Annotated in this window: 16 protein-coding genes; 9 read left to right on the forward strand and 7 right to left on the reverse strand. The window is 66.5% G+C overall.

Annotation, left to right across the window (positions count from 1 at the left end):
• Positions 1 to 82 precede the first annotated feature (82 nt).
• On the forward strand, positions 83 to 760 hold the full coding sequence (locus AC58D2_RS00125) for a dienelactone hydrolase family protein (protein ID WP_497386128.1): 678 nt from the start codon (positions 83 to 85) through the stop codon (positions 758 to 760).
• 19 nt (positions 761 to 779) lie between these two features.
• Here the strand turns inward: AC58D2_RS00125 and AC58D2_RS00130 are convergent, their stop codons facing one another.
• Entirely contained in the window at positions 780 to 2,351 is a 1,572-nt protein-coding gene (locus tag AC58D2_RS00130; protein WP_497386130.1) for a S1C family serine protease, read from the reverse strand.
• A 105-nt stretch (positions 2,352 to 2,456) separates the two neighbouring features.
• Here AC58D2_RS00130 and AC58D2_RS00135 point away from each other — a divergent pair, with 105 nt between their 5' ends.
• Genes AC58D2_RS00135 through AC58D2_RS00145 form a run of 3 tightly spaced genes read left to right on the forward strand, consistent with a single transcriptional unit; the run spans position 2,457 to position 4,716 of the window.
• Entirely contained in the window at positions 2,457 to 2,927 is a 471-nt protein-coding gene (locus tag AC58D2_RS00135) for a DUF1203 domain-containing protein (RefSeq protein ID WP_497386132.1), read from the forward strand.
• Complete coding sequence (locus tag AC58D2_RS00140) at positions 2,924 to 3,961, forward strand: bifunctional transcriptional activator/DNA repair enzyme AdaA (RefSeq protein WP_497386134.1); 1,038 nt, start codon at positions 2,924 to 2,926, stop codon at positions 3,959 to 3,961. The genes AC58D2_RS00135 and AC58D2_RS00140 overlap by 4 nt, the downstream gene beginning before the upstream one ends.
• Complete coding sequence (locus tag AC58D2_RS00145; RefSeq protein ID WP_497386136.1) at positions 3,958 to 4,716, forward strand: isocitrate lyase/PEP mutase family protein; 759 nt, start codon at positions 3,958 to 3,960, stop codon at positions 4,714 to 4,716. Before AC58D2_RS00140 ends, AC58D2_RS00145 begins: the two co-directional genes overlap by 4 nt.
• Here AC58D2_RS00145 and AC58D2_RS00150 read toward each other — a convergent pair.
• The 3 genes from AC58D2_RS00150 to AC58D2_RS00160 all read right to left on the reverse strand — a co-directional run bounded on the left by AC58D2_RS00150 (position 4,710) and on the right by AC58D2_RS00160 (position 10,222).
• Positions 4,710 to 6,329, reverse strand: coding sequence for an alpha/beta hydrolase (locus tag AC58D2_RS00150; RefSeq protein ID WP_497386138.1), 1,620 nt, complete (start codon positions 6,327 to 6,329; stop codon positions 4,710 to 4,712). The genes AC58D2_RS00145 and AC58D2_RS00150 overlap by 7 nt on opposite strands.
• 58 nt (positions 6,330 to 6,387) lie before the next feature.
• The gene (locus AC58D2_RS00155; RefSeq protein WP_497386140.1) at positions 6,388 to 7,911 is read right to left on the reverse strand and encodes a hypothetical protein; all 1,524 of its coding nucleotides are present in this window, start codon (positions 7,909 to 7,911) and stop codon (positions 6,388 to 6,390) included.
• A gap of 142 nt (positions 7,912 to 8,053) precedes the next feature.
• Positions 8,054 to 10,222, reverse strand: a complete 2,169-nt coding sequence (locus AC58D2_RS00160; protein ID WP_497386142.1) for a primosomal protein N' — start codon at positions 10,220 to 10,222, stop codon at positions 8,054 to 8,056.
• Positions 10,223 to 10,316: 94 nt separating this feature from the next.
• Between AC58D2_RS00160 and AC58D2_RS00165 the strand changes: the two genes are divergently transcribed.
• On the forward strand, positions 10,317 to 12,641 hold the full coding sequence (locus tag AC58D2_RS00165) for a patatin-like protein (RefSeq protein ID WP_497386144.1): 2,325 nt from the start codon (positions 10,317 to 10,319) through the stop codon (positions 12,639 to 12,641).
• A gap of 127 nt (positions 12,642 to 12,768) precedes the next feature.
• A complete protein-coding gene (locus tag AC58D2_RS00170; RefSeq protein ID WP_497386146.1) occupies positions 12,769 to 13,911 on the forward strand; it encodes a hypothetical protein in 1,143 nt (380 codons plus the stop codon).
• A 24-nt stretch (positions 13,912 to 13,935) separates the two neighbouring features.
• On the opposite strand, the gene dnaJ is transcribed toward AC58D2_RS00170, so the two are convergent.
• Entirely contained in the window at positions 13,936 to 15,069 is a 1,134-nt protein-coding gene (gene dnaJ, locus AC58D2_RS00175; protein ID WP_497386148.1) for a molecular chaperone DnaJ, read from the reverse strand.
• A gap of 119 nt (positions 15,070 to 15,188) precedes the next feature.
• Positions 15,189 to 17,093 carry a molecular chaperone DnaK gene (gene dnaK, locus AC58D2_RS00180; RefSeq protein WP_497386150.1) on the reverse strand — a complete coding sequence of 635 codons (1,905 nt, stop codon included), beginning with the start codon at positions 17,091 to 17,093 and terminating at the stop codon, positions 15,189 to 15,191.
• Between the two features lie 162 nt (positions 17,094 to 17,255).
• On the opposite strand from dnaK, the gene AC58D2_RS00185 reads away from it, so the two are divergent.
• The 3 genes from AC58D2_RS00185 (at position 17,256) to AC58D2_RS00195 (ending at position 19,886) form a co-directional block, all read left to right on the forward strand.
• Positions 17,256 to 17,789 (forward strand): copper chaperone PCu(A)C, encoded by a 534-nt coding sequence (locus AC58D2_RS00185; protein WP_497386152.1) that lies wholly within the window; start codon positions 17,256 to 17,258, stop codon positions 17,787 to 17,789.
• Positions 17,790 to 17,794: 5 nt separating this feature from the next.
• A complete protein-coding gene (locus AC58D2_RS00190; protein ID WP_497386154.1) occupies positions 17,795 to 18,277 on the forward strand; it encodes a vgr related protein in 483 nt (160 codons plus the stop codon).
• A 253-nt stretch (positions 18,278 to 18,530) separates the two neighbouring features.
• Positions 18,531 to 19,886 carry a DNA recombination protein RmuC gene (locus tag AC58D2_RS00195; RefSeq protein WP_497386156.1) on the forward strand — a complete coding sequence of 452 codons (1,356 nt, stop codon included), beginning with the start codon at positions 18,531 to 18,533 and terminating at the stop codon, positions 19,884 to 19,886.
• Between the two features lie 177 nt (positions 19,887 to 20,063).
• Here AC58D2_RS00195 and AC58D2_RS00200 read toward each other — a convergent pair whose 3' ends face one another.
• Entirely contained in the window at positions 20,064 to 20,765 is a 702-nt protein-coding gene (locus AC58D2_RS00200; protein ID WP_497386158.1) for an META domain-containing protein, read from the reverse strand.
• Positions 20,766 to 20,815: the final 50 nt, after the last annotated feature.

A 20,815-nucleotide genomic window follows, 5' to 3' on the forward strand; every position in this document is an offset into this window, starting at 1 on the left:
AGCGCCGTTCTTTCTTCAAAACCACGGCGAGACAGGACGGGACTTCGACAAGCTCGGTCCAAAGGGTAAAGAGGAATCGGGCATGGGCGAGATGATCCGGATGACGATGGACGATGGCGCCGAAATCGCGGTCTATCATGCGATGCCGGAGGGCGAGCGGCGCGGCGGGCTGGTGCTGGTGCAGGAGATTTTCGGGGTCACCGACCATATCCGCGAGCTGTGCGACGAGTACGCCGCCGACGGCTATGACGTGCTGTCCCCCGCGCTGTTCGATCGCGAGCATCCGGGGTTCGAGAGCGACTATTCGGGGCCGCAGTTCGAGCGCGCGGTCGAGCTGGCGCGCGCGCTTCATCCGTTCGAGCAGAGCCTGAAGGATGCGCAGACGTGCATCGACGCGCTCAAAGGAAAGGGACCGGTCTTCATCACCGGCTATTGCTACGGCGGGTCGGTCGCGTGGCGGATGGCGCAGATCAGCCCCGATCTCGCCGCGGCGTCCGCCTATTACGGCAGTCTCGTCCCGACGACATTCAGGGACGAGGCGCCGCAATGCGCGGCGATCGCCCATTTCGGCCGCTTCGACGCGGGTATCCCGATGGACGGCGTCGAGGCGCTGATCGCGAAGGCGCACCCGACCGCGCAGATTTTCGTCTATGAGGCGGGGCACGGCTTCAACAGCGACCGCCGCAAGGATTATCACGAAGCGAGCGCCGAGCTTGCCAAAGAGCGGACGCTGATGCTGTTCGAGGCGTGCGGGGGATAGGCCGCCGCCCAAGGCCCCCCTAGTCGGTCGCGGCTTCGGCTTTCCTGGCCGCCGCGCCCGCGACTCGCTGGCAATGATAGACGAGCCGTTCGTTGGGGCTTGGCGGCAGTACCGCCTTGACCGCGTCCTGCTGCGCGGTGAAGGTCGCGAGCGCATCGGCGTCGGCGGTGCAGCCCTTGATGTCCGACGCGGAGCGGATCTTGCGCGCGGTCGCCATCGTCTCCGCATCGAGCAGATAGCGTTCGACGCGATAGTCGCGCGTTTCGGGATCGATCGAGGCGATCGTCACCGTGGCTTCCTCGTTCGGGACGAGCACCCGCTGCCAGCGGCCGTCGGCGCCCTGCGTATATTGGGTCCGGTCGTTGACACAGCCACCCTTGGCGAAATCGACCGGCACGTCGTCGGCCGACGAAACGGTGATGCGGCTGCGGTCGGGATCGATGGTGCACAGGAAATCGCCCGCGGCGGCGACCGGCGCGGGCGGTCCCGCATCGGGGGACGGCGCGGCGGCGTCCGCGAGGTCGGACAGGTCGGCGTGCGCGTCGGGACGGGTCAGGAACAGGATCGCGGCGACCAGGACCAGCGCCGCGCCGCCGCCGCCCGCGATCTTCGCATTGCGCAGCTTTTGCTGATTGTAGAACATCAGTCCCGCTCCGGCCCCGAGCGCGCCGAGCACCAGCAATATTCCGGCGATCGCGATGCGATTTTCGCGCGCCGACAGCGCGGCATCGTTCGCCTGCTGAAGTTTCCTCTCGCGTTCGAGGGCGGCCTTTGCTTCCTTTTCCGCCGCCGCCTGCGCCTCTGCGCGCGCTTCGGCATCGGTCGCGGCGCGATCACGCGCGGCGGCCTCGGCCATCGTCAGGCAGGGGGTGCCGACGCTGCGATACTCCTGCCGCGCGTCGCCCAGAAAGCGGCCGACCTCGGGAACCGAAATCGCGAAGGCGAAAGGCGAATCGCCGTCGTCGGCGCGGGTGATCGCAGTGTTGATCCCCACCACGCGGCCGCACTGATCGACGAGCGGGCCGCCCGAATTGCCGCGCGAAATCTTGGCGGTGTGGACGAGCATCGCGACGCCGTCGACCGACTGGCGGTTCGACATATTGCCCTCGCTGCGTACGGGCGTGCGCGGGGTGATGTAATCGGCGGCGCTGCGCGCCGTCGCGAGATCGACATTGCCCGGATACCCCAGCGCGGTGACGTCCGCGCCCGATTCGAGCGGACCGGTATAGACGGCGGCGGCGGGCACCCGGCCCTCCGTCATCTCGACCAGCGCGAGGTCGCGGTTGGTGTCGATCGCGATCAGCTTGCCGGCATAGCTCTTCTGCCCCTCCGACGGGACGATGCCGAGCGCGACATTCTGGGGATATTTTGCCGCCGATTCGACGACATGGGCATTGGTCAGGATGCGCGTCGGGGTGATCGCGATGCCGCTGCCGTGCCCGAAACCGACGACCTCGCCATCGACCATCGCGACGGTGACGACGCGAACGACGCTGCGCGACACCGCGCTGATGTCGTCGGCGGCGTGGGCCGGCGCGGCGACGGAAAGGCTGGCGAGGACAAGGGCGAGCAGCGCGAACAGGCGGGTCATGGGCACGCAACTTAGAGGCACGCGCTTTGAACGCAAGCATCGGGACGCGCGTGACGGTGCGGCGTGACAGAGGGGGCGCAGACGAACGACCGAAAGGATGGTTTGATGACTTACGCGATCACCGGGCTCGACCCCGAACCCTTTGCGCCGCTGTTTGCGTTGAGCGACGCCGAACTGGCGGCGCGGGGGGCGCGGCGCGTCGTCGCCGATGCCGACCGCGGCTTTCCGTGCCGTATCAGCCTGGACGATGCGCGCGCCGGCGAGGAACTGATCCTGCTCCACCACGTCAGCCACGACGTCGCCACGCCGTATCGCAGCGCCTATGCCATCTATGTGCGGCAGGGCGTGGCGGCGGGGACTTGGCGCGACGCGGTGCCGCCGGTATTCGAAGGGCGCCCGCTTGCGCTGCGCGCCTTTGGCGCCGACGGCATGTTGCGCACCGCGAAGCTCGCTGCGCCGGGCGAGGCCGACGGTGCGATCCGCGACCTGTTCGCCGACACGGAGATTGCCTATATCGACGCGCATAATGCGGCCTATGGCTGCTTTGCGGCGCGGGTCGAAAGGGACGCGGCATGAGCTTCGAGACGATGACCGACGACGATCGCTGGGCGGTGATGCGACGGCGCGACAAGGCGTATGACGGGCGTTTCATCGTCGGGGTGCTGACCACCGGCATCTATTGCCGCCCGAGCTGTGCGGCGCGCCAGCCGCTGCGCGCGAACGTCCGCTTCTTTCGCGACGGCGACGCCGCGCGCGCCGCGAGCCTCCGGCCGTGCAAACGCTGCCTTCCCGACGATGTCGGCCGCGACGAGGCGGCGGTGCTTGCGGCGATCCGGGCGATCCAGACGAGTGAGGAGCCGCTCGCCCTCGCCGACCTTGCGGCGCGCACCGGCTATTCGGCGACGCATTTCCAGCGCGTCTTTACCCGCCACACCGGCCTGTCGCCGGCCGCCTATGCCCGCGCGCTGCGCGAGGAGCGCGCGCGCGAGGCGTTGAGCGAGAGCGGGCGGGTGACCGATGCGATCTATGACGCGGGCTTTTCGGGGCCGTCGCGCTTTTACGAAACGATGGAGGGACGGATGGGCATGACGGCTTCGGCGTGGGCCAATGGTGGCAGGGGCGCGACGATCCACTGGGCGGTCGTGCCGACGAGTCTGGGCGACATGCTGGTTGCGGCCACCGAGAAGGGCGTGTGCCGCCTTTCCTTCGCCGAAGGGCGCGAGGCGCTGGAGGATCGCTTTCCGGCGGCGGAGCTGGTCGAGGGTGGCGCCGAGTTTGCCCGCCTGCTCAAACAGGTCGTCGATGCGGTCGAAACCCCCGCGCTGGGTTTCGATCATATCCCGATCGACGTCAAAGGCACCGCCTTTCAGGAAGCGGTGTGGCGCGAACTGAGGAAAATCCCCGCGGGCGAAACGCGCAGCTATGCCGAGATTGCCGCCGCGGTCGGCAAGCCGAAGGCGGTGCGCGCGGCGGGCAGCGCGAACGGCGCGAACAATGTCGCGGTCCTGATCCCGTGCCACCGCGTCGTGCGCAGCGACGGATCGCTGGGCGGCTATGCCTATGGCCTGCCGATCAAGGAAGAATTGCTGAAGAGGGAGATTCGAAAGTGACCGACAAGATTGCCCGGTTCCGCGCGCTCCATGTTCCGGGCGACCCGCTGATCCTCGTCAACATCTGGGATGCGGGGAGCGCGAAGGCGGTCGCCGCCGCTTGCGCGAAGGCGATCGCGACCGGCAGCTATGGCGTCGCGGGGGCGCAGGGGCGCGCCGACGGCGAGGATTTTCCGCTCGAGGATGTCTTCGAGAATCTGGCGCGCATCCTGTCGGTCACCGACCTGCCGGTCACCATCGACATGGAATCGGGCTATGGCACCGACGCCGCGGCGGTGGGGGTGTCGGTCGGACGGGCGCGTGCGGCGGGCGCGGCGGGGATCAATATGGAGGATCGGCTGCCCGGCCGGAACGACCTGTTGCCGATCGCCGAGGCGCAGGCGCGCTATCGTGCGGCAGCCGATACCGGGATTTTCGTCAACGCGCGTTGCGATGTCTTTCGCGGGGGCGAAGCGGCGGAGGAGGGCGAGGCGCTGGTCGCCGCGACGCTCGAACGCGCCCGAGCCTATGCCGATGCCGGGGCGGGATCGCTGTTCGTGCCCTTCCTGCTCGACCCCAGATATATCGGCGCGATCTGCGACGCCTCGCCGCTGCCGGTGAACATATTGCGCGGCAAGGGCGGCCCGACGCATCGCGAGCTCGCGGCGCTGGGCGTTGCGCGGATCAGTCACGGCCACCAGTCGTGGGCCGGGGCGATGGCGTGGCTCACCGCGCAGGCAGAAAAGGTACTGGGCGGGGACGAGCCCGATTATTGAGCAAGACCCCCTTGTGACCCGTTTCCGGGTTTCGCCCCGGGCCGCGCCACCGCATACATTTCCTTCGCGATCGTCTTCATCAGCGCCATGCGGTCCTCGCCCTCGGCATAAAGGTCGAAATGGGTGCGGCCGGGGACGAAGCGGAACGAGGATTTGGCACCCAGCCCGTCGAGCACTGCCTTCAGCCGATGCGCCGGGCCGTCGAGATAGAAGGTGTCGGCGGTGCCGACGATCAGGTGAATCTTGCCGTCGAGGTCGGGCTTCAGCGTCGCCCAGTCGCGCGCAACGATATGCGCGACGTCGTAATGCTCGCGCCAATAGGCGGCGACGGCGGGGTCGACCCGACCGGTCGCGCGGTCGAACAGCGGGCAGGGGCGTCCGTCGGGGCAGCGCGGCGAGAACACCCAGTCGAAGCTCGCGAACTGGCCGCCATAGGCACCGAGCGCCGCCTCGAGCTGTGCAAATTCCTTCAGCGTCGCGATCACCTTGCCCTTGTCGCGGATCAGCGGCAGCGGCTCGCCGTCGGCGCCGACATAGGCGTTGGCGTTCGGCGCGTAGATGTCGATATTGGTGAAATCGTGGAAATCGCTCGGGTCGGGCGATGTCGGCCAGGTGCCGCCGAAAATCTTTGGATAGGCGACCTGGAGCCACAGCGTCGACCAGCCGCCTGAGCTGTGCCCGTTGAGGAAACGCCCCGATGCGCGCGCGTCCATCCGATATTTGGCTTCGAGCGCTGGAATCGCTTCGGTCGTCAGTGCCGCACCCCACGGGCCGTTGTTCGCCGAGTCGGCGAATTCGTGGGTTCCGGTCGCGATATGGTGATCGAGGAAAACCCAGATCATCGGCGGCATCTCGCCCTTGGCCATCAGCGTCGCGGCGCCGGCGGCGCTCATCCGCGCGCTGTCGAGCGTGCTGCCGAAGCCGCCATCGGAGTAGGCGGTGGGATAGGTTTGCGTACCGTCCGCATAGCCGGGCGGCAGCGCGACCCACCCCTTGATCGAGGTGGCGCGGCCGGAGAATCGGGTCATCAGCTGCGACGGGACGTCGACGGCTTCGACATTCTTGAGCCCGGCTTCGATCTCGGCGCGGCGCGGTGCGGGCATCGCGGCGAGCCGTGCCGCGAAATCGCGCGCGGGAATTTCGTCGTCGAGGGTCAGCGTCGGGATCGGCCCCGGCAAGGTCGCCTCGACCACGGGGGAGACGAGATCGCCGGGGCCGCGCCCGCCATAATTATAATCGTGGTTGCGATCGAACACCGCTTGCAGGCGATAGGTGCCGGGAGGAAGGTCCGACCAGGGGGTCGGAAAGGCGTCGGTGTCGGTGCCGACGAGCGCGGGCGCGCCCGGCGCAAGATGCGCGACCTCGCGCGCCGCGATCGCGGTCCCCGTGGGATCGAAGGCCGAGGTGTCGACCTCTTCCTGGGGCTTGGCGCCCGGTTCGACCCTTTGCGCGAAAACGAGCAGCCGCCCGCTCGCGTCGTCGCCGAGGTCCCTCGCGGTCGCGACCGGCGCCGCCATCGACGCGGGGTCGGCACCGACGGCCGCCGGGGCCGACAAGGCCAGTGCCATGGGAAGGAAGAGCGAAAGCGCGCGGCGTGCGGAGTGGTCGATCATGGTTATGGTCTAGCCGCTATCCACGCGCTGTAAAGGTGGGTCGATTGGACGGCGATGGTCAGTCTGCCCCTTCCTTTTCGGCCTTCTGGAATATTTCAGCCATTTTGGCGCGCGCTTCATCGAGCCTGTCCTCGTCAATGGCCTTGACGACTGCGAGAAGCAAGTTCTCCTCCTTGCCCGCGTGCGCCTGAAAGGCGATCGGCGCGATTACGGAGCGAGCGATGTCGCCCTTGCCTTCGTCAAGTAACTGGCGCGTCAGGATCAGACGATATTGCGGGTCGTAGGAGGCATTCGGATAGACTTGTTCGAGAGCTATAAGCGCAGCTTCTGGAATCGCGTCGCCCGCCTCCCGGAAAGACAGATAATATCCGATCGCCGGGCGGGGATCGAGCGGGTCGAGATTGCGAGCACGCACGAAATGCGGACGTGCCTTGGCATAGGCCGACGCGTCCGTTTTGCCGCGCCCCATGAAGACATTGGCCTTTAACAGATGCGCGGGCGCGGAATCGGGGGCAATCGCCAGTGCGCGATCGGCGGCGACCTCGGCGGCGTCCCAATGCTTTGCGTCGATTTGAGCCTCGCCTACCCAGAGCTGTGCAGGCAGGCTCTTGGGATAAGCGGCGTCCTTGCCGGCCATGTCGCTTGCGACGTCGCGCGCTTCTTTGGCGTCGACTCCGCGCTGCGAGCGCATATGGTCGCGGATCAGCGCCTGCTCGGCGTCTGTCAGTTCGCGTATCGCTACCTTGGGCTCGGCGTAGTTGCCGGGTTTGACATCATAGCCGAGGAAAGGGCCGCGCTTGTAGCGGCGCACTTCCTCTTGCAGCTGGTCGAGATCGCCGAAGATACGCCGTGCCGCGGTCAAGCTATCCTCGCCGCTGTTGAGCGCCTTGAGATATTCGATGAGCTGTCCCTGCCGGTCGGGGGCGAAGTTCAGATAGTGCGAGAGCAGCCAGCCGAACGTATAGACTTGATAACGCTGGATATCGTTCAGCGACGCCTTTGTATCGAACAGGCGATTCAGTGGGATATCTGGCAGAAAATCGAGCGCCGCTCCACGCGACTGCGGGACGTCGCCGACGTGGAAGCTGCCGTCGTCCATGAAACGGATAGTGCTGTAGAGCTCGGCGAATCCCTCAGTATACCAGCTCGGATAAGCGGTGCTGAAATTCGACAGCATGAAATGGTGGGTATATTCGTGGAGCAGCACCGACTTGATGTCGAGCCGGGGCCCGGTGCGGATACCCTTGCTCGTTTCGATCCGCTCGTGAGCGGGAACGAAGGACACGGGATTGCCTGCGCGTCCGATATAGAATCCCGCAACGCCCGAGCCCGAGGCATGGGCGAACACCGCGATATTGTCGGTATCGCCGCTGCGATAGACCTTGACTTTGTTGGCGCCGCCCACGTCGGGACCGGGTACCGGCATATTCTGGAGAGTGCGTAGCGCGTTGTCGAAGCGCTCGAGCAATGTCGCGAATTTTTCCGCGTCGTCGCGATCGCTTTCGGAATAGACGACGAAGTGCGCCGTCTTGGCTTCCCACCATTCGGCGCGCGCCGCGGGGCTCGCAAGTATAGCGACCATTGCCAAGCATGCGCCCAGAAGTCTCGCGCCTTCGTGCGTCCAATTCGTCCCTGTCACGTTTTTCCCCTGTCTGCCCCGTTGACGGCGGCAGCATAGCGCGCCGGGTCGACGCTTCAAGTGGTCGTCCGCCAACGTCTTGGTCCTAAACGAAGCTGTACGGATCGACGTCGATGGCGAGGCGCGCCTTCGCGGGCCAGTCTATGCGCGAAATCCAGTCGCGGATCGTGCCTTGGAGGTCGAAGCTGCGCGGTGCGTGGAGCAGCAGGCGAAAGCGGTGTCGGCCGCGCAGCATCGCGAGCGGCGCGGGGGCGGGACCGTAGATGGCGAGGCCGTCGGCGGCAGGCGCCTTTTCCCCCAGCCGCTGCGCGACGCCGCGCGCGATCTCGATATCCTCCGATGAAATGACCAGCGCGGCGAAGCGGCCATAGGGCGGGGCGCCGGCGAACTTCCGCGCGGCGGCTTCGGCGGCATAGAAGCCTTCGCGGTCCTGTCCGACCAGCGCGGCCATCACCGGCGCATCGGGCACGCGCGTCTGGATGAGCACCTCGCCGGGTTTGACCCCGCGCCCGGCGCGCCCCGCGACCTGCGCGATCTGCTGGAAGGTGCGCTCGGACGCGCGCAAATCGCCGCCATCGAGCCCGAGGTCGGCGTCGACCACCCCGACGAGCGTCAGATTGGGGAAATGATAGCCCTTGGTCACCAATTGCGTGCCGATGATGATATCGACGAGACCGCCCTCTACGGCGTCGACGAATTCGGCGGCCTTCGCGGGCGACCAGAGCGTGTCCGAGGTGACGATGGCGGTCCTTGCTTCGGGGAAGCGCAGGGCCACCTCGTCGGCGACGCGCTCGACGCCGGGGCCGCAGGCGACGAGGCTGTCCTCGTCCTCGCACTCGGGGCAGAGGCGCGGGGGCGGCATGACATGGCCGCAATGATGGCAGGCGAGGCGGTGGACAAGGCGATGTTCGACCATCCAGGCGGTGCAATTGGGGCACTGGATGCGGTGGCCGCAGGTGCGGCAGAGGGTCAGCGGCGCAAAGCCGCGACGGTTGAGGAACAGCAGGCTCTGTTCGCCCTTGCCCAGCCGGTCGGCGAGCGCGTCGACGAGCGGCGGCGCGAGCCAGCGGCCGCGATCGGGTGGGTCGCGGCGCATGTCGATCGCGTGGAGGTCGGGCAGCGTCGCGCCGCCATAGCGGGCGGGCAGGACGATGTGGCGATAGCGGCCGGCCTCGACCATCGCGAGGCTTTCGAGCGCGGGGGTCGCGCTCGCGAGGATCACCGGCAGGCCCTCGAAAGACCCGCGCATCACCGCGACGTCGCGCGCGTGATAGTGGACGCCGTCCTCCTGCTTGAAGCTGGTTTCGTGCGCCTCGTCGACGACGATCGCGCCGAGGTTGGCATAGGGCAGGAACAGCGCCGAGCGCGCGCCGACGACGATCTTCGCGTCGCCGCTCGCGATCGCGTGCCAGGCGCGGCGGCGCTCGGTCGAGCGCAGGCCGCTGTGCCACGGCACCGGCTCGCAGCCGAAGCGCGCCGCGAAACGCGTGAGCATCGGTTCGGTCAGCGCGATTTCGGGAAGCAGGACGAGCGTCTGTTTGCCCGCGTCGATCGCGGCGGCGATCGCTTCCATATAGACTTCGGTCTTGCCCGACCCGGTGACGCCGTCGAGGAGCAGCGTCTCGAACCGCGCCGCGGCGACGGCCTCGCGCAGCTGTCCGGCCGCGGCAGCCTGTTCGTCGGACAGATCGGGCGGAGCGAAGGCCGGATCGGGTTCGGGATAGGGCGCGTCGGCCGACACTTCGACCGCTTCGAGAGCGCCCGTCTGTACGAGGCCGCGGATCACCGCGTCGCTGACCTCGCCGAGCGCCGCGAGTTCGCGAACCGTACCCTGCCGCGCGCCGATCCTTTCGAGCGCCACCGTGCGCTGCGGCGTCATCCGTGCCGGCAGGTAGCCGGTCGCACGATATTCGACGATCGGGCGGCGCGCGTCGGCGAAGGCGGCGCCGGGCAGCACCATGCGCAGCACCGCGCCGGGCGGCGCGAGATAATAGTCGCTCGTCCATTCGACGAGACGGCGCAGCGGCGCCCTGATCGGCGGAACGTCGACGATTTCGTAAAGATTGCGGAGGCGATTGTCGCCGACGGGGTCGGGCGCGCCGAAGCTCGCGTCCTCCCACACCACGCCGCCGAGCCGCCGCGGCCCGAGCGGCGCGACGACGACGCTGCCGAGCGGCGCCTCGCCGCCATAGGGCACGCGATAGTCGAGCGGGCCGAGGGCGGCGGTCAAAAGGAGGACGCGGGCGCGGGTCATGGGCCGGTCAGGATATAGGCACGCGCGGGAAATAGGAAAGCGCGGAGGTGGCCGAGGGTGGCATCGCCGCGAGCGGCGCGCTATCAGGCCCGCCATGCGCGAAAAGGAACTGCGGTTCGCCCTGATTTGCTATGGCGGCATCAGCCTGGCCGTCTACATGCACGGCATTACCAAGGAGATATGGCGGCTGACCGCGGCATCGCGCGCGTGGCACGACGGGAGCGACGTCGGCGGGTCGTGCCGCATCTATCGCGACCTGCTTGCTGCGATCGAGGCCAGGAGCGGCGTCAGGTTGCGCGTGCTCGCCGATATCGTGGCGGGGGCGAGCGCGGGCGGGATCAACGGGGTTTTCCTGGCGCGGGCGCTGGCGACCGGGCAGTCGCTCGATCCGCTGACCGACCTGTGGCTCGAAGATGCCGATGTCGATTATCTGCTCGATCCCGACGCGCGCCCGATTTCGGCGGCGACGAAATTCTGGGCGGTGCCGATCGCCGGTTGGGCCATGAAGCGGCGCGGCAACGTCATCGACCGCACGGTCGGCGGCACGGCACAGGACGAGGTTCGCGCGAAGCTGTCGCGCTTTGTGCGGGCGCGCTGGTTCGAACCGCCGTTCGGCGGCGAAACCTTTTGCAACCTGCTGTTCGACGCGTTCGATGCGATGGATGCGGGGCCGCACGGGCCGGTGCTGGTGCCCGAAGGCCAGCCGGTCGACCTGTTCGTTTCGGTCACCGACTTTGCCGGGCACAGCATGCCGCTGTCGCTCCACAGTCCGCCGCGCGTCAGCGAACAGGAGCACCGCCTGATCCTGCGTTTCCGGCAGGACGGCCGCGCCGGCCGGACGCTCGACGACGTGCCCGCGCTTGCGGTGGCGGCGCGCGCGACGGCGAGTTTTCCCGGCGCCTTTCCACCCTTCACGCTGCGCGAGATCGACCGGGTGCTGGACAAGCGCGGGATCGCCTGGCCCGGCCGCGCCGACTTCATTCACGTGCAATTGCCCGCGGGGGACGAGGCTGCCGATCCCGCCGACCGCGTGCTGATCGACGGGTCGGTGCTTGCCAACGCGCCGTTCCGGCCGGCGATCGCCGCGCTCAAGCAGCGGCCGGCGCGACGCGAAATCGACCGGCGCTTCGTCTATATCGATCCGAAACCCGACTATCGTTCGATCAGCTTCGGCCGCCACGGCGAGCCGGTCGAGGGCGAGGCCGCCCCGCTGCCGGGTTTTCTGACGACGATTCTGGGGGCGCTGTCCGAAATTCCGCGCGAACAGCCGATCCGCGACAATGTCGAGGCGATCGAGGCGATGTCGCGGCGCATTCGCCGCATGCAGCATATCGTCGACGCGATGAAGGTCGAGGTCGAGGAGCAGGTCGCGGCGCTGTTCGGCACGACCTTCTTCCTCGATACGCCGACCCCGGCGCGGCTCGACCGGTGGCGCGCGAAGGCGCAGAGCGAAGCCGCGTCGCGCGCCGGTTTCGCCTATCCGCCCTATGGCCATTTGAAGCTGTCGACGATCGTCGAAGAACTCGCCGCGCTGATCGACCGGCTTGCGCCTGCCGAAGGCGCGATCCACCGCGCCCAGCGCCGCATGCTGTTGTGGGACGAGGTGGCGGCGCGCGGGCTCGACCGGATTTCGGGGAAGAAAGGGGCGGGGGCAAGCCGCGATGCGATCGCCTTCTTTCGCGCCCACGACCTGACGTTCCGGATCCGCCGGCTGCGCTTTCTGGCGCGCGAACTCGATGCCGTCGAAGCGACGCGGACCGGGCGCGATCCGGCGTGCGAGGCGATGCGCGACGCGATCTATGCCGCGCTGGGCCTCTATGTCGAGCGCGAGGGCGACAGCTGGCTCGGCGATCTCGATATCGCCGCCGACGCCGGTATGGGCGCCTGGCTCGATGCGATCGGCGACCGGCGCGACCTGCCGGCGGTCGATCGCGAGGGCGACGAACGGCTCGCGAAGGGGCTCGCCGGCCTGCCGAAGGACGACCGGCGCCAGCTCCTGCTCGCCTATCTCGGCTATCCCTTTTACGACATTGCGACGCTGCCGCTGTTGCAGGGCGAGGGGTTCGACGAATTCGATCCGATCAAGATCGACCGCATCTCGCCCTCGGACGCGACCGCGATCCGTAGCGGCGGGGCCGCGGCGATGCTCAAGGGGATCGAGTTCAACAGCTTCGGCGCCTTCTTCAGCCGCGCCTATCGCGAGAACGACTATCTGTGGGGCCGCCTCCACGGTGCCGACCGGCTGGTCGATATCGTCGCGTCGAGTGTCACCGGCGACGCGGCCCTGACAAGCGCCGAACGCGCCGCGATCAAGCGCCGCGCCTTCCACGCGATCCTCGACGAGGAAGAAGGCCGGTTGCCCGCGGTGGCGGGGTTGATTGCCGAATTGCGGGGGGAGATTGACGCCGGGATGGAATGAAAGGCGCCGCATCCCCGCTGAAAGCCACAGAAGTGGATCAGATTGGCGGCGGCTCCCTTTATCTTGTTTCTTGCGCAATAGGTGAAAATGGCTTCATATCCGCCTGGGGTCATGGAGGGGGATGTCCATGCGCAAGGTAATCGGTCCCGTCGCGATGGCGGCTGTCTGTTTGTCGGGATGTGCGGCGATTACCCGCGATCTGCGGCACCCCGGCGGATATCCCGGCCGGATGCTGGACAAGCGCACCTTCGATGCGAGCGAATCGAAGCAGATCCAGTTGCTGCGATTTTCGATCATCCTGGCGATGGCGGCACGGATGGCGAGCGAGACGGCAAATGATGCCAAGGATGCCGATGCGGTGGCCGAATATCTCGCTTCGACCGCAGACGAGATCAACTATGCCGCCGCAAACGTCTATCCGGTCACCATAGCCGGAAGTCCGGACCAGCGGATCGCGCCGTGCCGGGTGCGCGATATCCCGCCGCTCCCCAAGCCCGATGCGTCGCTTTCGGCGCAGCTCAACACCGCGGTGGCCGACGCGAAACGGGCGGCGGCCGATGCACAGCGGGCCGCGGCGACGGCCCACGACGCCGCCGACTCGGTCCGATCGATGCTGAAGGATGCGACGCCGCCAGCGGTCGCGGCCGCCGCCGCATCCGGGGCGACCGACCGTCAGTGCCACGGCTATTATGTCAATTTCGAAGCCGATGTGCCGCTGATCGAATTCCGTATGATGCGCCTTTTGTTCGCCACCTTGCCGCGCGATCATATCCGGAAGTTCGCCGAAGATATCCAGAAGGGCAATTTCATGGGCAGCGCCTGGAACGCGGTGAAGATCGTCTTCGTAGGCGTGAAAGGGCTGCACACCGCGTCGGGAACCTATCGCAGCGGCCAGGAAGTCTTCGTCGCCAACTTCAAACAGTGCAGCGGCCGGGGCACGTTCGCGAATTCGGAAGCCGGCTTCAACAGCGGCTATGACGAAAGCCAGTGGACGGTAAAATCCGCGGTCGCGTGCCTCGGGCTTTCGCCTGACGACCTGTTGGCGCCGGATCCCGACGAAATCGCCGTGAACGAACTGCCCCGACGGATCAGCGAGCGCAGTTTCGACGCGGTGATGGAAATTGCGCGGACTTCGTGCGTCCGATTGCCGATCGGAACGGCGGACAACAGCACGGACGAACTCGCCAAGGCGCGCGAGCGCCGCGCCGGCCTGTGCGCGAAATTGCAGTGGAGGCCGCAGGCGCGGCTCGACCGTATCGAATTGAAGTGAGCGGCGATCCGCGATCCGCGGTCGTCAATCGGTCAGATCGTCCCACATATCCTTGATGCGGCCGAAGAAGCCCTGGCTTGCGGGGCATTCTTCGCCGGTTTCGGTCTCGCGGAATTCGGCGAGCAATTCCTTTTGCCGTGCGGTGAGCTTCGTCGGGGTTTCGACGTCGATCTGAACCACCAAGTCGCCATGCCCGCGGCCGTTGAGCACCGGCATGCCGGCGCCGCGCTGGCGCAGCTGCTTGCCCGACTGGATGCCCGGCGGGATGCGGATGTCGTGTTTGGTGCCGTCGAGGCCGGGGATGGTGATTTCGCCGCCCAGCGCGGCGGTGGTGAAGCTGATCGGCGCGCGGGTGAACAGGGTCGTGCCCTCGCGCTCGAACAGCTTGTGGCGCGCCATGTGCAGGAAGATGTAGAGATCGCCCGGCGCCGCGCCGCGCGCACCGCTCTCCCCTTCGCCCGACAGGCGGATGCGCGTGCCTTCGTCGACACCCGGCGGGATGGTCACGGTCAGCGTCTTGCGCCGGTCGACGCGCCCTTCGCCCAGGCAGGCGGGGCAGGGATCGGCGATGACCTCGCCCGCGCCCTGGCAGGAGGGGCAGGTCCGCTCGACCATGAAAAAGCCCTGCTGTGCGCGAACCTTGCCCATGCCGCCGCAGGTCGTACAGCGATGGGTGTCGGTGCCGGGCCTGGCGCCCGAACCATCGCACGCATCGCAGCGCGCGGCGACGTCGACCTGAATTTCGCGGCTGCAGCCGGTGAAGGCGTCCTCGAGCCGGATTTCCATGTCGTAGCGCAAGTCGGCACCGCGCGCGGGGCCCCGCTGTTGGCGGCCGCCGCCGAAAGCCGATCCGAAGATCGATTCGAAAATATCTCCGATATCGCCGAAATCGCCGCCGCCGCCGAAGCCGCCCGCACCGGGGCCGCCATTCTGGAACGCCGCCTTGCCGAACCGGTCGTAGGCCGCGCGTTTCTGCGGGTCCTTCAGGCAGTCATACGCTTCGTTGATTGCCTTGAACCGGGCCTCGCTGTCGCCGCACCCCGGATTCTTGTCGGGATGATATTGCATCGCCAGCTTGCGATAAGCGGCTTTCAGCGTCTTGTCGTCGGCGGTGCGTTCGACTTCCAGCAGTTCGTAATAATCGATGTCGAGCGACATTCCCAAAAGCCCCTACTTCAACCCGTCACCCCAGCGAAAGCTGGGGTCGCTGTCGGTCCGGCGGCGCCATTCCCGAGAGCGATGCCAGCTTGCGCTGGCATGACGGCTGAAGGTCATCCTTACTTCTTGTCGTCTTCGACTTCCGAGAATTCGGCGTCGACGACATCTTCGTCGGCCTTGCTCTCGCCAGCGTCGGCGGCGGGCGATGCCGCGGCCTGCTGTTCCTTTTCGTAGATCGCCTGGCCGAGCTTCATCGCCACCTGCGCCAGTGCCTGCGACTTTTCGGTCATCGCGGCGGGGTCGCCGCCCTCGACCGCGGTCTTGGCCTCGCCAAGCGCCGCTTCGATCTCCGACTTCAGGCCCGCGTCGACCTTGTCGCCATGCTCCTCGAGCTGGCGCTCGGTCGTGTGGATCAGGCTTTCGGCGTTGTTTTTCGCTTCGGCCGCCTCGCGTCGCTTCTTGTCCTCTTCGGCGAACTGCTCAGCGTCCTTGACCATCGCGTCGATGTCGGCGTCGGACAGGCCGCCGCTGGCCTGGATCTTGATCTGCTGTTCCTTGCCCGTGCCCTTGTCCTTCGCGGACACGTTGACGATGCCGTTCGCGTCGATGTCGAACGTGACCTCGATCTGCGGCACGCCGCGCGGCGCCGGGGGGATGCCGACCAGGTCGAACTGGCCGAGCAGCTTGTTGTCCGCCGCCATTTCGCGCTCGCCCTGGAAGACGCGGATCGTCACCGCCGACTGATTGTCGTCGGCGGTCGAATAGACCTGCGACTTCTTGGTCGGGATGGTGGTGTTGCGGTCGATCATGCGCGTGAACACGCCGCCCAGCGTCTCGATGCCGAGCGACAGCGGCGTCACGTCGAGCAGCAGGACGTCCTTGACGTCGCCCTGTAGCACGCCGGCCTGGATCGCCGCGCCGATCGCGACGACTTCGTCGGGGTTCACGCCGGTGTGCGGTTCCTTGCCGAAGAAGTCCTTCACGACTTCGCGCACGCGCGGCATGCGCGTCATGCCGCCGACGAGGACGACCTCGTCGATCTCGCTCGCGCTGACGCCGGCGTCCTTGATCGCCTTCTTGCACGGTTCGAGCGTGCGCTTGATCAGCTCTTCGACCAGTTTTTCAAGGTCGGCGCGCGTGATCGTCTTGACCAGATGCTTCGGCCCGTTGGCGTCGGCGGTGATGAAGGGCAGGTTGACCTCGGTCGTCGCGGCCGACGACAATTCGATCTTCGCCTTTTCGGCGGCTTCCTTCAGGCGCTGGAGCGCCAGCTTGTCGCCGCGCAGGTCGATGCCCTCGTCCTTCTTGAACGCATCGGCCAGATATTCGACGATCTTGCTGTCGAAATCCTCGCCGCCGAGGAAGGTGTCGCCGTTGGTCGACTTCACCTCGAACACGCCGTCGCCCACTTCGAGCACCGAGATGTCGAAGGTGCCGCCGCCGAGGTCATAGACCGCGATCGTCTTGTTTTCCGACTTGTCGAGGCCATAGGCCAGCGCCGCCGCGGTCGGCTCGTTGATGATGCGCAGCACTTCGAGGCCGGCGATCTTGCCCGCGTCCTTGGTCGCCTGACGCTGGGCGTCGTTGAAATAGGCGGGGACGGTGATGACGGCCTGCTCGACCTTCTCGCCCAGATAGGCTTCGGCGGTTTCCTTCATCTTCTGAAGGATGAAGGCGCTGATCTGCGATGGCGAATACTCCTCGCCGCCCGCCTTGACCCACGCGTCACCGTTCGAGCCCTTGGCGATGGTGTAGGGGACGAGCTCCATGTCCTTCTTGGTCATGGGATCGTCGAAGCGGCGGCCGATCAGGCGCTTCACCGCAAAAATCGTGTTCTCGGGATTGGTGACGGCCTGGCGCTTCGCCGGCTGGCCGATCAGCCGTTCGCCGTCCTTCGCGAAGGCGACGATCGACGGCGTCGTGCGCGTCCCTTCGACATTTTCGATAACCTTGGGCTTGCCGCCCTCCATGACCGCGACACAGCTGTTCGTGGTGCCGAGGTCGATCCCGATGACTTTGGCCATAATCTAAACGTCCTTGTTGCTTCTGCGGCGCCCTGAAAAGGCACGCCTGTACATGGGCCCCGTAAGGGTTTCTGGGGGCGATATAGGTGCGCCGATGCTTGGCACAAGGCCCTCGAACGCTTATCTGGTAGAGCACATTCGAGCCTTTGGGAGAGTCCAGCCATGAAGCCCTTTGCAATTGCAGCCCTCGCCGCCGCCACGCTTGGCCTGTCGGCCTGCGGCGAGAATATGGGGAAGGGGCCGGTTCTCCACGTCGTTAGCGGCTATATCGAAATGGGCGCGACCCCCGACCGGCCCGCCGCGGGCTATTTCACCATCGAGGGCGGTCCGCGCGACGTCGATCTGGTCGCGGTGACCGCCGACCTCGCCCAGCGCGTCGAAATGCACGAAAGCGTGCGGGAAAACGGCATGATGACGATGAAGCCGCTGAGCAGCGCGCCTGTCCCGGCAAAGGGCAAGCTCGAATTCAAGCCCGGCGGCAAGCATCTGATGATCTGGAACATCAACGGCGCCGCGGTGCGCGCGGGCAAGCTGCCGATGATCTTCGTCTTTTCGAACAACAACAACGAGCGCATCATCTTCGACATGACGATCAAGGGTGCGTCGAGTGAAGCGAGCGCCGACGCGCCGGCGATGGACCACGGCGCGATGGACATGGGAACTGACAAAGGCGCGGCGGACGCGGCGAAGAAATAGGCGGTATGGCGCGGCCTTCGCGACCGCTCACCGCCGGCGAAATCGCGCTCGCGCGCTCGGTCTTCGGCGATGCGATTCGCTATGACCGGGTGCGCGTGTGCCACCATAAATGGATTTTCTTCCAGCCGCGCCGCGTCGTCATGGCGCCGATGGGGTCGCTGCACTTTCATCCGCACGGCGATCTGTATTGCGACGATTTCGCCGCCGCGTCGCAGGCGATGCAGGGGCTGTTCATCCACGAAATGACGCATGTCTGGCAGGCGCAGACGCGCGGCCGCTGGTATCTGGTGCTGATGCGCCATCCCTTTGCGACCTACAGCTACAGCCTGAAACCCGGATGGAAACTGGCGCGCTATGGCCTCGAGCAACAGGCCGAGATCGTGCGCCACTATTGGCTGCTGACGCAAGGCGTGACGATCGGCGGCGCGCCGGGGGTCGAGGCGTATCGGGCGGTGCTGCCGTTCGGGGGCGACGGCTCGGCAGGATGAGGGGTTTCGGGCGGTAGGAGACATAATCCTCCCTGTGCCGTAGCGATGGGGAAGGGGGCCGTCGCCGCCAGAGAGGATTTCTTCCCTCATCGTCACCCCGGACTCGATCCGGGGTCCATGACTTCGGCGCTGCTATGGATCCCGGATCAAGTCCGGGATGACGAAAGAGGTTGAGCGAGCGTCCGCTCTCGATCCCAAGCCGTCTTCAATTAGGCCCTAGCCAACCCCTTGGCGTTCGTCCTATGTTCCGCGCATGGATATGGTCTCGATGCTCGTCGCCGTCGTCGCCCTCATTCTCGGGGCCGTGATCGGCTGGCTGTTCGCCGGGCGGCAGACAGGGGGGCTGAGGGCCGAACGCGATGGGCTGGCGGAGCGGTTCAAGGCGGCCGTCACCGACCTTGCCGCCGAGGCCGAGGCGCGCAAGGCGGCCGAATTGCAGCTGTCGGCCCTCGGCGCCGAGCAACGCGCCCGCGATGCGGCGCACGAGGCGCAGGTCGCGCAGTTGAAGGATGCGCAGGCGGCGCTCACCGCGCAGTTCCGCGAGGTCGGGCAGGCGATGCTCGACAAGGCGCAGCAGGATTTCCTGACCCGCGCCGCCGACCGCTTCAAGCAGAGCGAGGACAGCGCGGGCGCGAATCTGAAGGCGCTGCTTCAGCCGGTGCACGAGCGATTGGAGAAATATGAGGCCGAAGTAAAGAAGGTCGAAACTGAGCGCCAGAGCGCATTTGGTCTTTTGCAAGGTCAGATCGAGACTATGCGGACCCAAAATGAGCGCGTGTCGAGCGAAGCGGCGAAGCTGGTCAACGCATTGCGTCATGCGCCGAAGGCTCGTGGACGGTGGGGCGAACAGCAACTGCGCAATGTTCTTGAGAGCTGCGGACTCAGCGAACACGCCGATTTTCAAACTGAAGTGAGTGTCGAAGACGGCGACGGAGGGCGCCTACGACCCGACGTGGTAGTCAAGGTGCCCGGTGGGCAAAATTTGGTGATTGATGCCAAGGTTTCCTTGAACGCTTTTCAGGACGCTTTCGGTGCCATCGACGAGGCAGAAAAGACTAGGCACCTCGATGCTCACGCGGCGGCGATGAGGGCGCATGTCAATGCACTCGGTGCGAAGAGCTATTGGGCTCAGTTTCCTGATACACCGGACTTCGTTGTGATGTTCGTGCCGGGGGAACATTTTCTTGCTGCGGCGCTCGATCAAGATTCAGGCCTTTGGGACTATGCTTTCGAGCGAAGGGTACTGTTGGCGACGCCCACCAATCTCATCGCAATCGCGCGTACCGTCGCTGCGGTTTGGCGTCAGGAGAAGCTAGCAAATCAGGCGCGCGACATTGCAGCACTGGGCAAGGAACTCTATTCGCGCATTGCCACGATGGGCGAGCATATCGTGAAAGTAGGCAGAAATATCGACCAGGCGGCAGGCGCATACAACGCTTTCATTGGCAGTTTCGAAGATCGAGTGCTGACCCAAGCGCGGAAATTCGAAGCTCTTGACGTTGAGACGAGCGGCAAAGAAATTCCCGAGCTAGAGGTAGTGGAGAGGTCAGCCCGCCCGCTTGCCAAGCTGTCGGCGGCGCCCAGTGCGGTGAACGACGGCGGGGAGTAGCGGGGATATTTTGAACTGATCCGCTCGCAATGACGATTGTCGCGGGGAGCGGTACGAAGACTTGTGTGTCCCAGCGGAGGCGGGAACCCATCTCCGGCTGGTTTCAGATGGCACCCACCGGAGATGGGCTCCCGCCTTCGCGGGAGCACATGTTTTTCAACCGACGAGGGGCGGGACTCAGATCACCCGCTTGAGCACCGCCGTCTGGCCGTCGGCGCCGGTGAGCACCAGTGTGCCGTCGGACGGAAATTCGATCCGCACCGGCTCTTTCATCAAGCTGAAGAAGGCGTTTTCCTGCGCCATCGCGGCGCCCGCGCATGCCATCTTGGTGGCCATCAGCGGGCCGGCGGTGAGGGTGGCGCCGTCGCTCGACCAGCTGCCCGAAAAGCGGTTGCACCCGGCGCTGCCGCTTAGCTTGCCGGCGGCGAAGCTCAGCGCGGTCGGGCGGTCGGCCGCGACGCGCGTTCCGTCGATCGACTCGAAGGTCCAGTTGGTGCCCGCGAGCTGGTCCGGCGCGAGGACCCCGCCGCCGCAGCCCTTCACCGTCTTGCCGTTGGCGGTAACGGTCACCGTGTCGCGGTAGCGGCGGTCGCTCATCCCGTCGCTGCATTCGACGTGCGTGACATCGACGGTGAGGCGGTCGGTGACATAGCGTTCGCCGCCCGCACTCGGTCGCGCGCCGGGGTTCGGCTGCAAGATCCGGGTGTCGCCATAGTCGCCATTATAGTTGAGCAGGCCGGGCGTGATCTCGAGCGTCCAGCCGGGTTCGGTGCCGAGCGCCATATAGGCGGCGGGCGGGCTTCCCGGCGCCGACGGCGGCACGGCGGTGCAGGCGGCGAGGGCGCAGGGAAGGGCGAGCGCGGCAAGATAGTTGCGCATGGACACTCCTGATCCCGCTCGATGCGAACGGATGGAAGAGGTTGCGTATA

It is taken from the genome of Sphingopyxis sp. CR5 (genome assembly GCF_059693785.1).

What these genes read in the sequence shown, in the direction of transcription:
- AC58D2_RS00125 (WP_497386128.1), top strand. Translation starts at nt 83, where the DNA reads ATGGGCGAGATGATCCGGATGACGATGGACGATGGCGCCGAAATCGCG.
- AC58D2_RS00130 (WP_497386130.1), bottom strand. Translation starts at nt 2,351, where the DNA reads ATGACCCGCCTGTTCGCGCTGCTCGCCCTTGTCCTCGCCAGCCTTTCC.
- AC58D2_RS00135 (WP_497386132.1), top strand. Translation starts at nt 2,457, where the DNA reads ATGACTTACGCGATCACCGGGCTCGACCCCGAACCCTTTGCGCCGCTG.
- AC58D2_RS00140 (WP_497386134.1), top strand. Translation starts at nt 2,924, where the DNA reads ATGAGCTTCGAGACGATGACCGACGACGATCGCTGGGCGGTGATGCGA.
- AC58D2_RS00150 (WP_497386138.1), bottom strand. Translation starts at nt 6,329, where the DNA reads ATGATCGACCACTCCGCACGCCGCGCGCTTTCGCTCTTCCTTCCCATG.
- AC58D2_RS00155 (WP_497386140.1), bottom strand. Translation starts at nt 7,911, where the DNA reads ATGGTCGCTATACTTGCGAGCCCCGCGGCGCGCGCCGAATGGTGGGAA.
- AC58D2_RS00160 (WP_497386142.1), bottom strand. Translation starts at nt 10,222, where the DNA reads ATGACCCGCGCCCGCGTCCTCCTTTTGACCGCCGCCCTCGGCCCGCTC.
- AC58D2_RS00165 (WP_497386144.1), top strand. Translation starts at nt 10,317, where the DNA reads ATGCGCGAAAAGGAACTGCGGTTCGCCCTGATTTGCTATGGCGGCATC.
- AC58D2_RS00170 (WP_497386146.1), top strand. Translation starts at nt 12,769, where the DNA reads ATGCGCAAGGTAATCGGTCCCGTCGCGATGGCGGCTGTCTGTTTGTCG.
- dnaJ (WP_497386148.1), bottom strand. Translation starts at nt 15,069, where the DNA reads ATGTCGCTCGACATCGATTATTACGAACTGCTGGAAGTCGAACGCACC.
- dnaK (WP_497386150.1), bottom strand. Translation starts at nt 17,093, where the DNA reads ATGGCCAAAGTCATCGGGATCGACCTCGGCACCACGAACAGCTGTGTC.
- AC58D2_RS00185 (WP_497386152.1), top strand. Translation starts at nt 17,256, where the DNA reads ATGAAGCCCTTTGCAATTGCAGCCCTCGCCGCCGCCACGCTTGGCCTG.
- AC58D2_RS00190 (WP_497386154.1), top strand. Translation starts at nt 17,795, where the DNA reads ATGGCGCGGCCTTCGCGACCGCTCACCGCCGGCGAAATCGCGCTCGCG.
- AC58D2_RS00195 (WP_497386156.1), top strand. Translation starts at nt 18,531, where the DNA reads ATGGATATGGTCTCGATGCTCGTCGCCGTCGTCGCCCTCATTCTCGGG.
- AC58D2_RS00200 (WP_497386158.1), bottom strand. Translation starts at nt 20,765, where the DNA reads ATGCGCAACTATCTTGCCGCGCTCGCCCTTCCCTGCGCCCTCGCCGCC.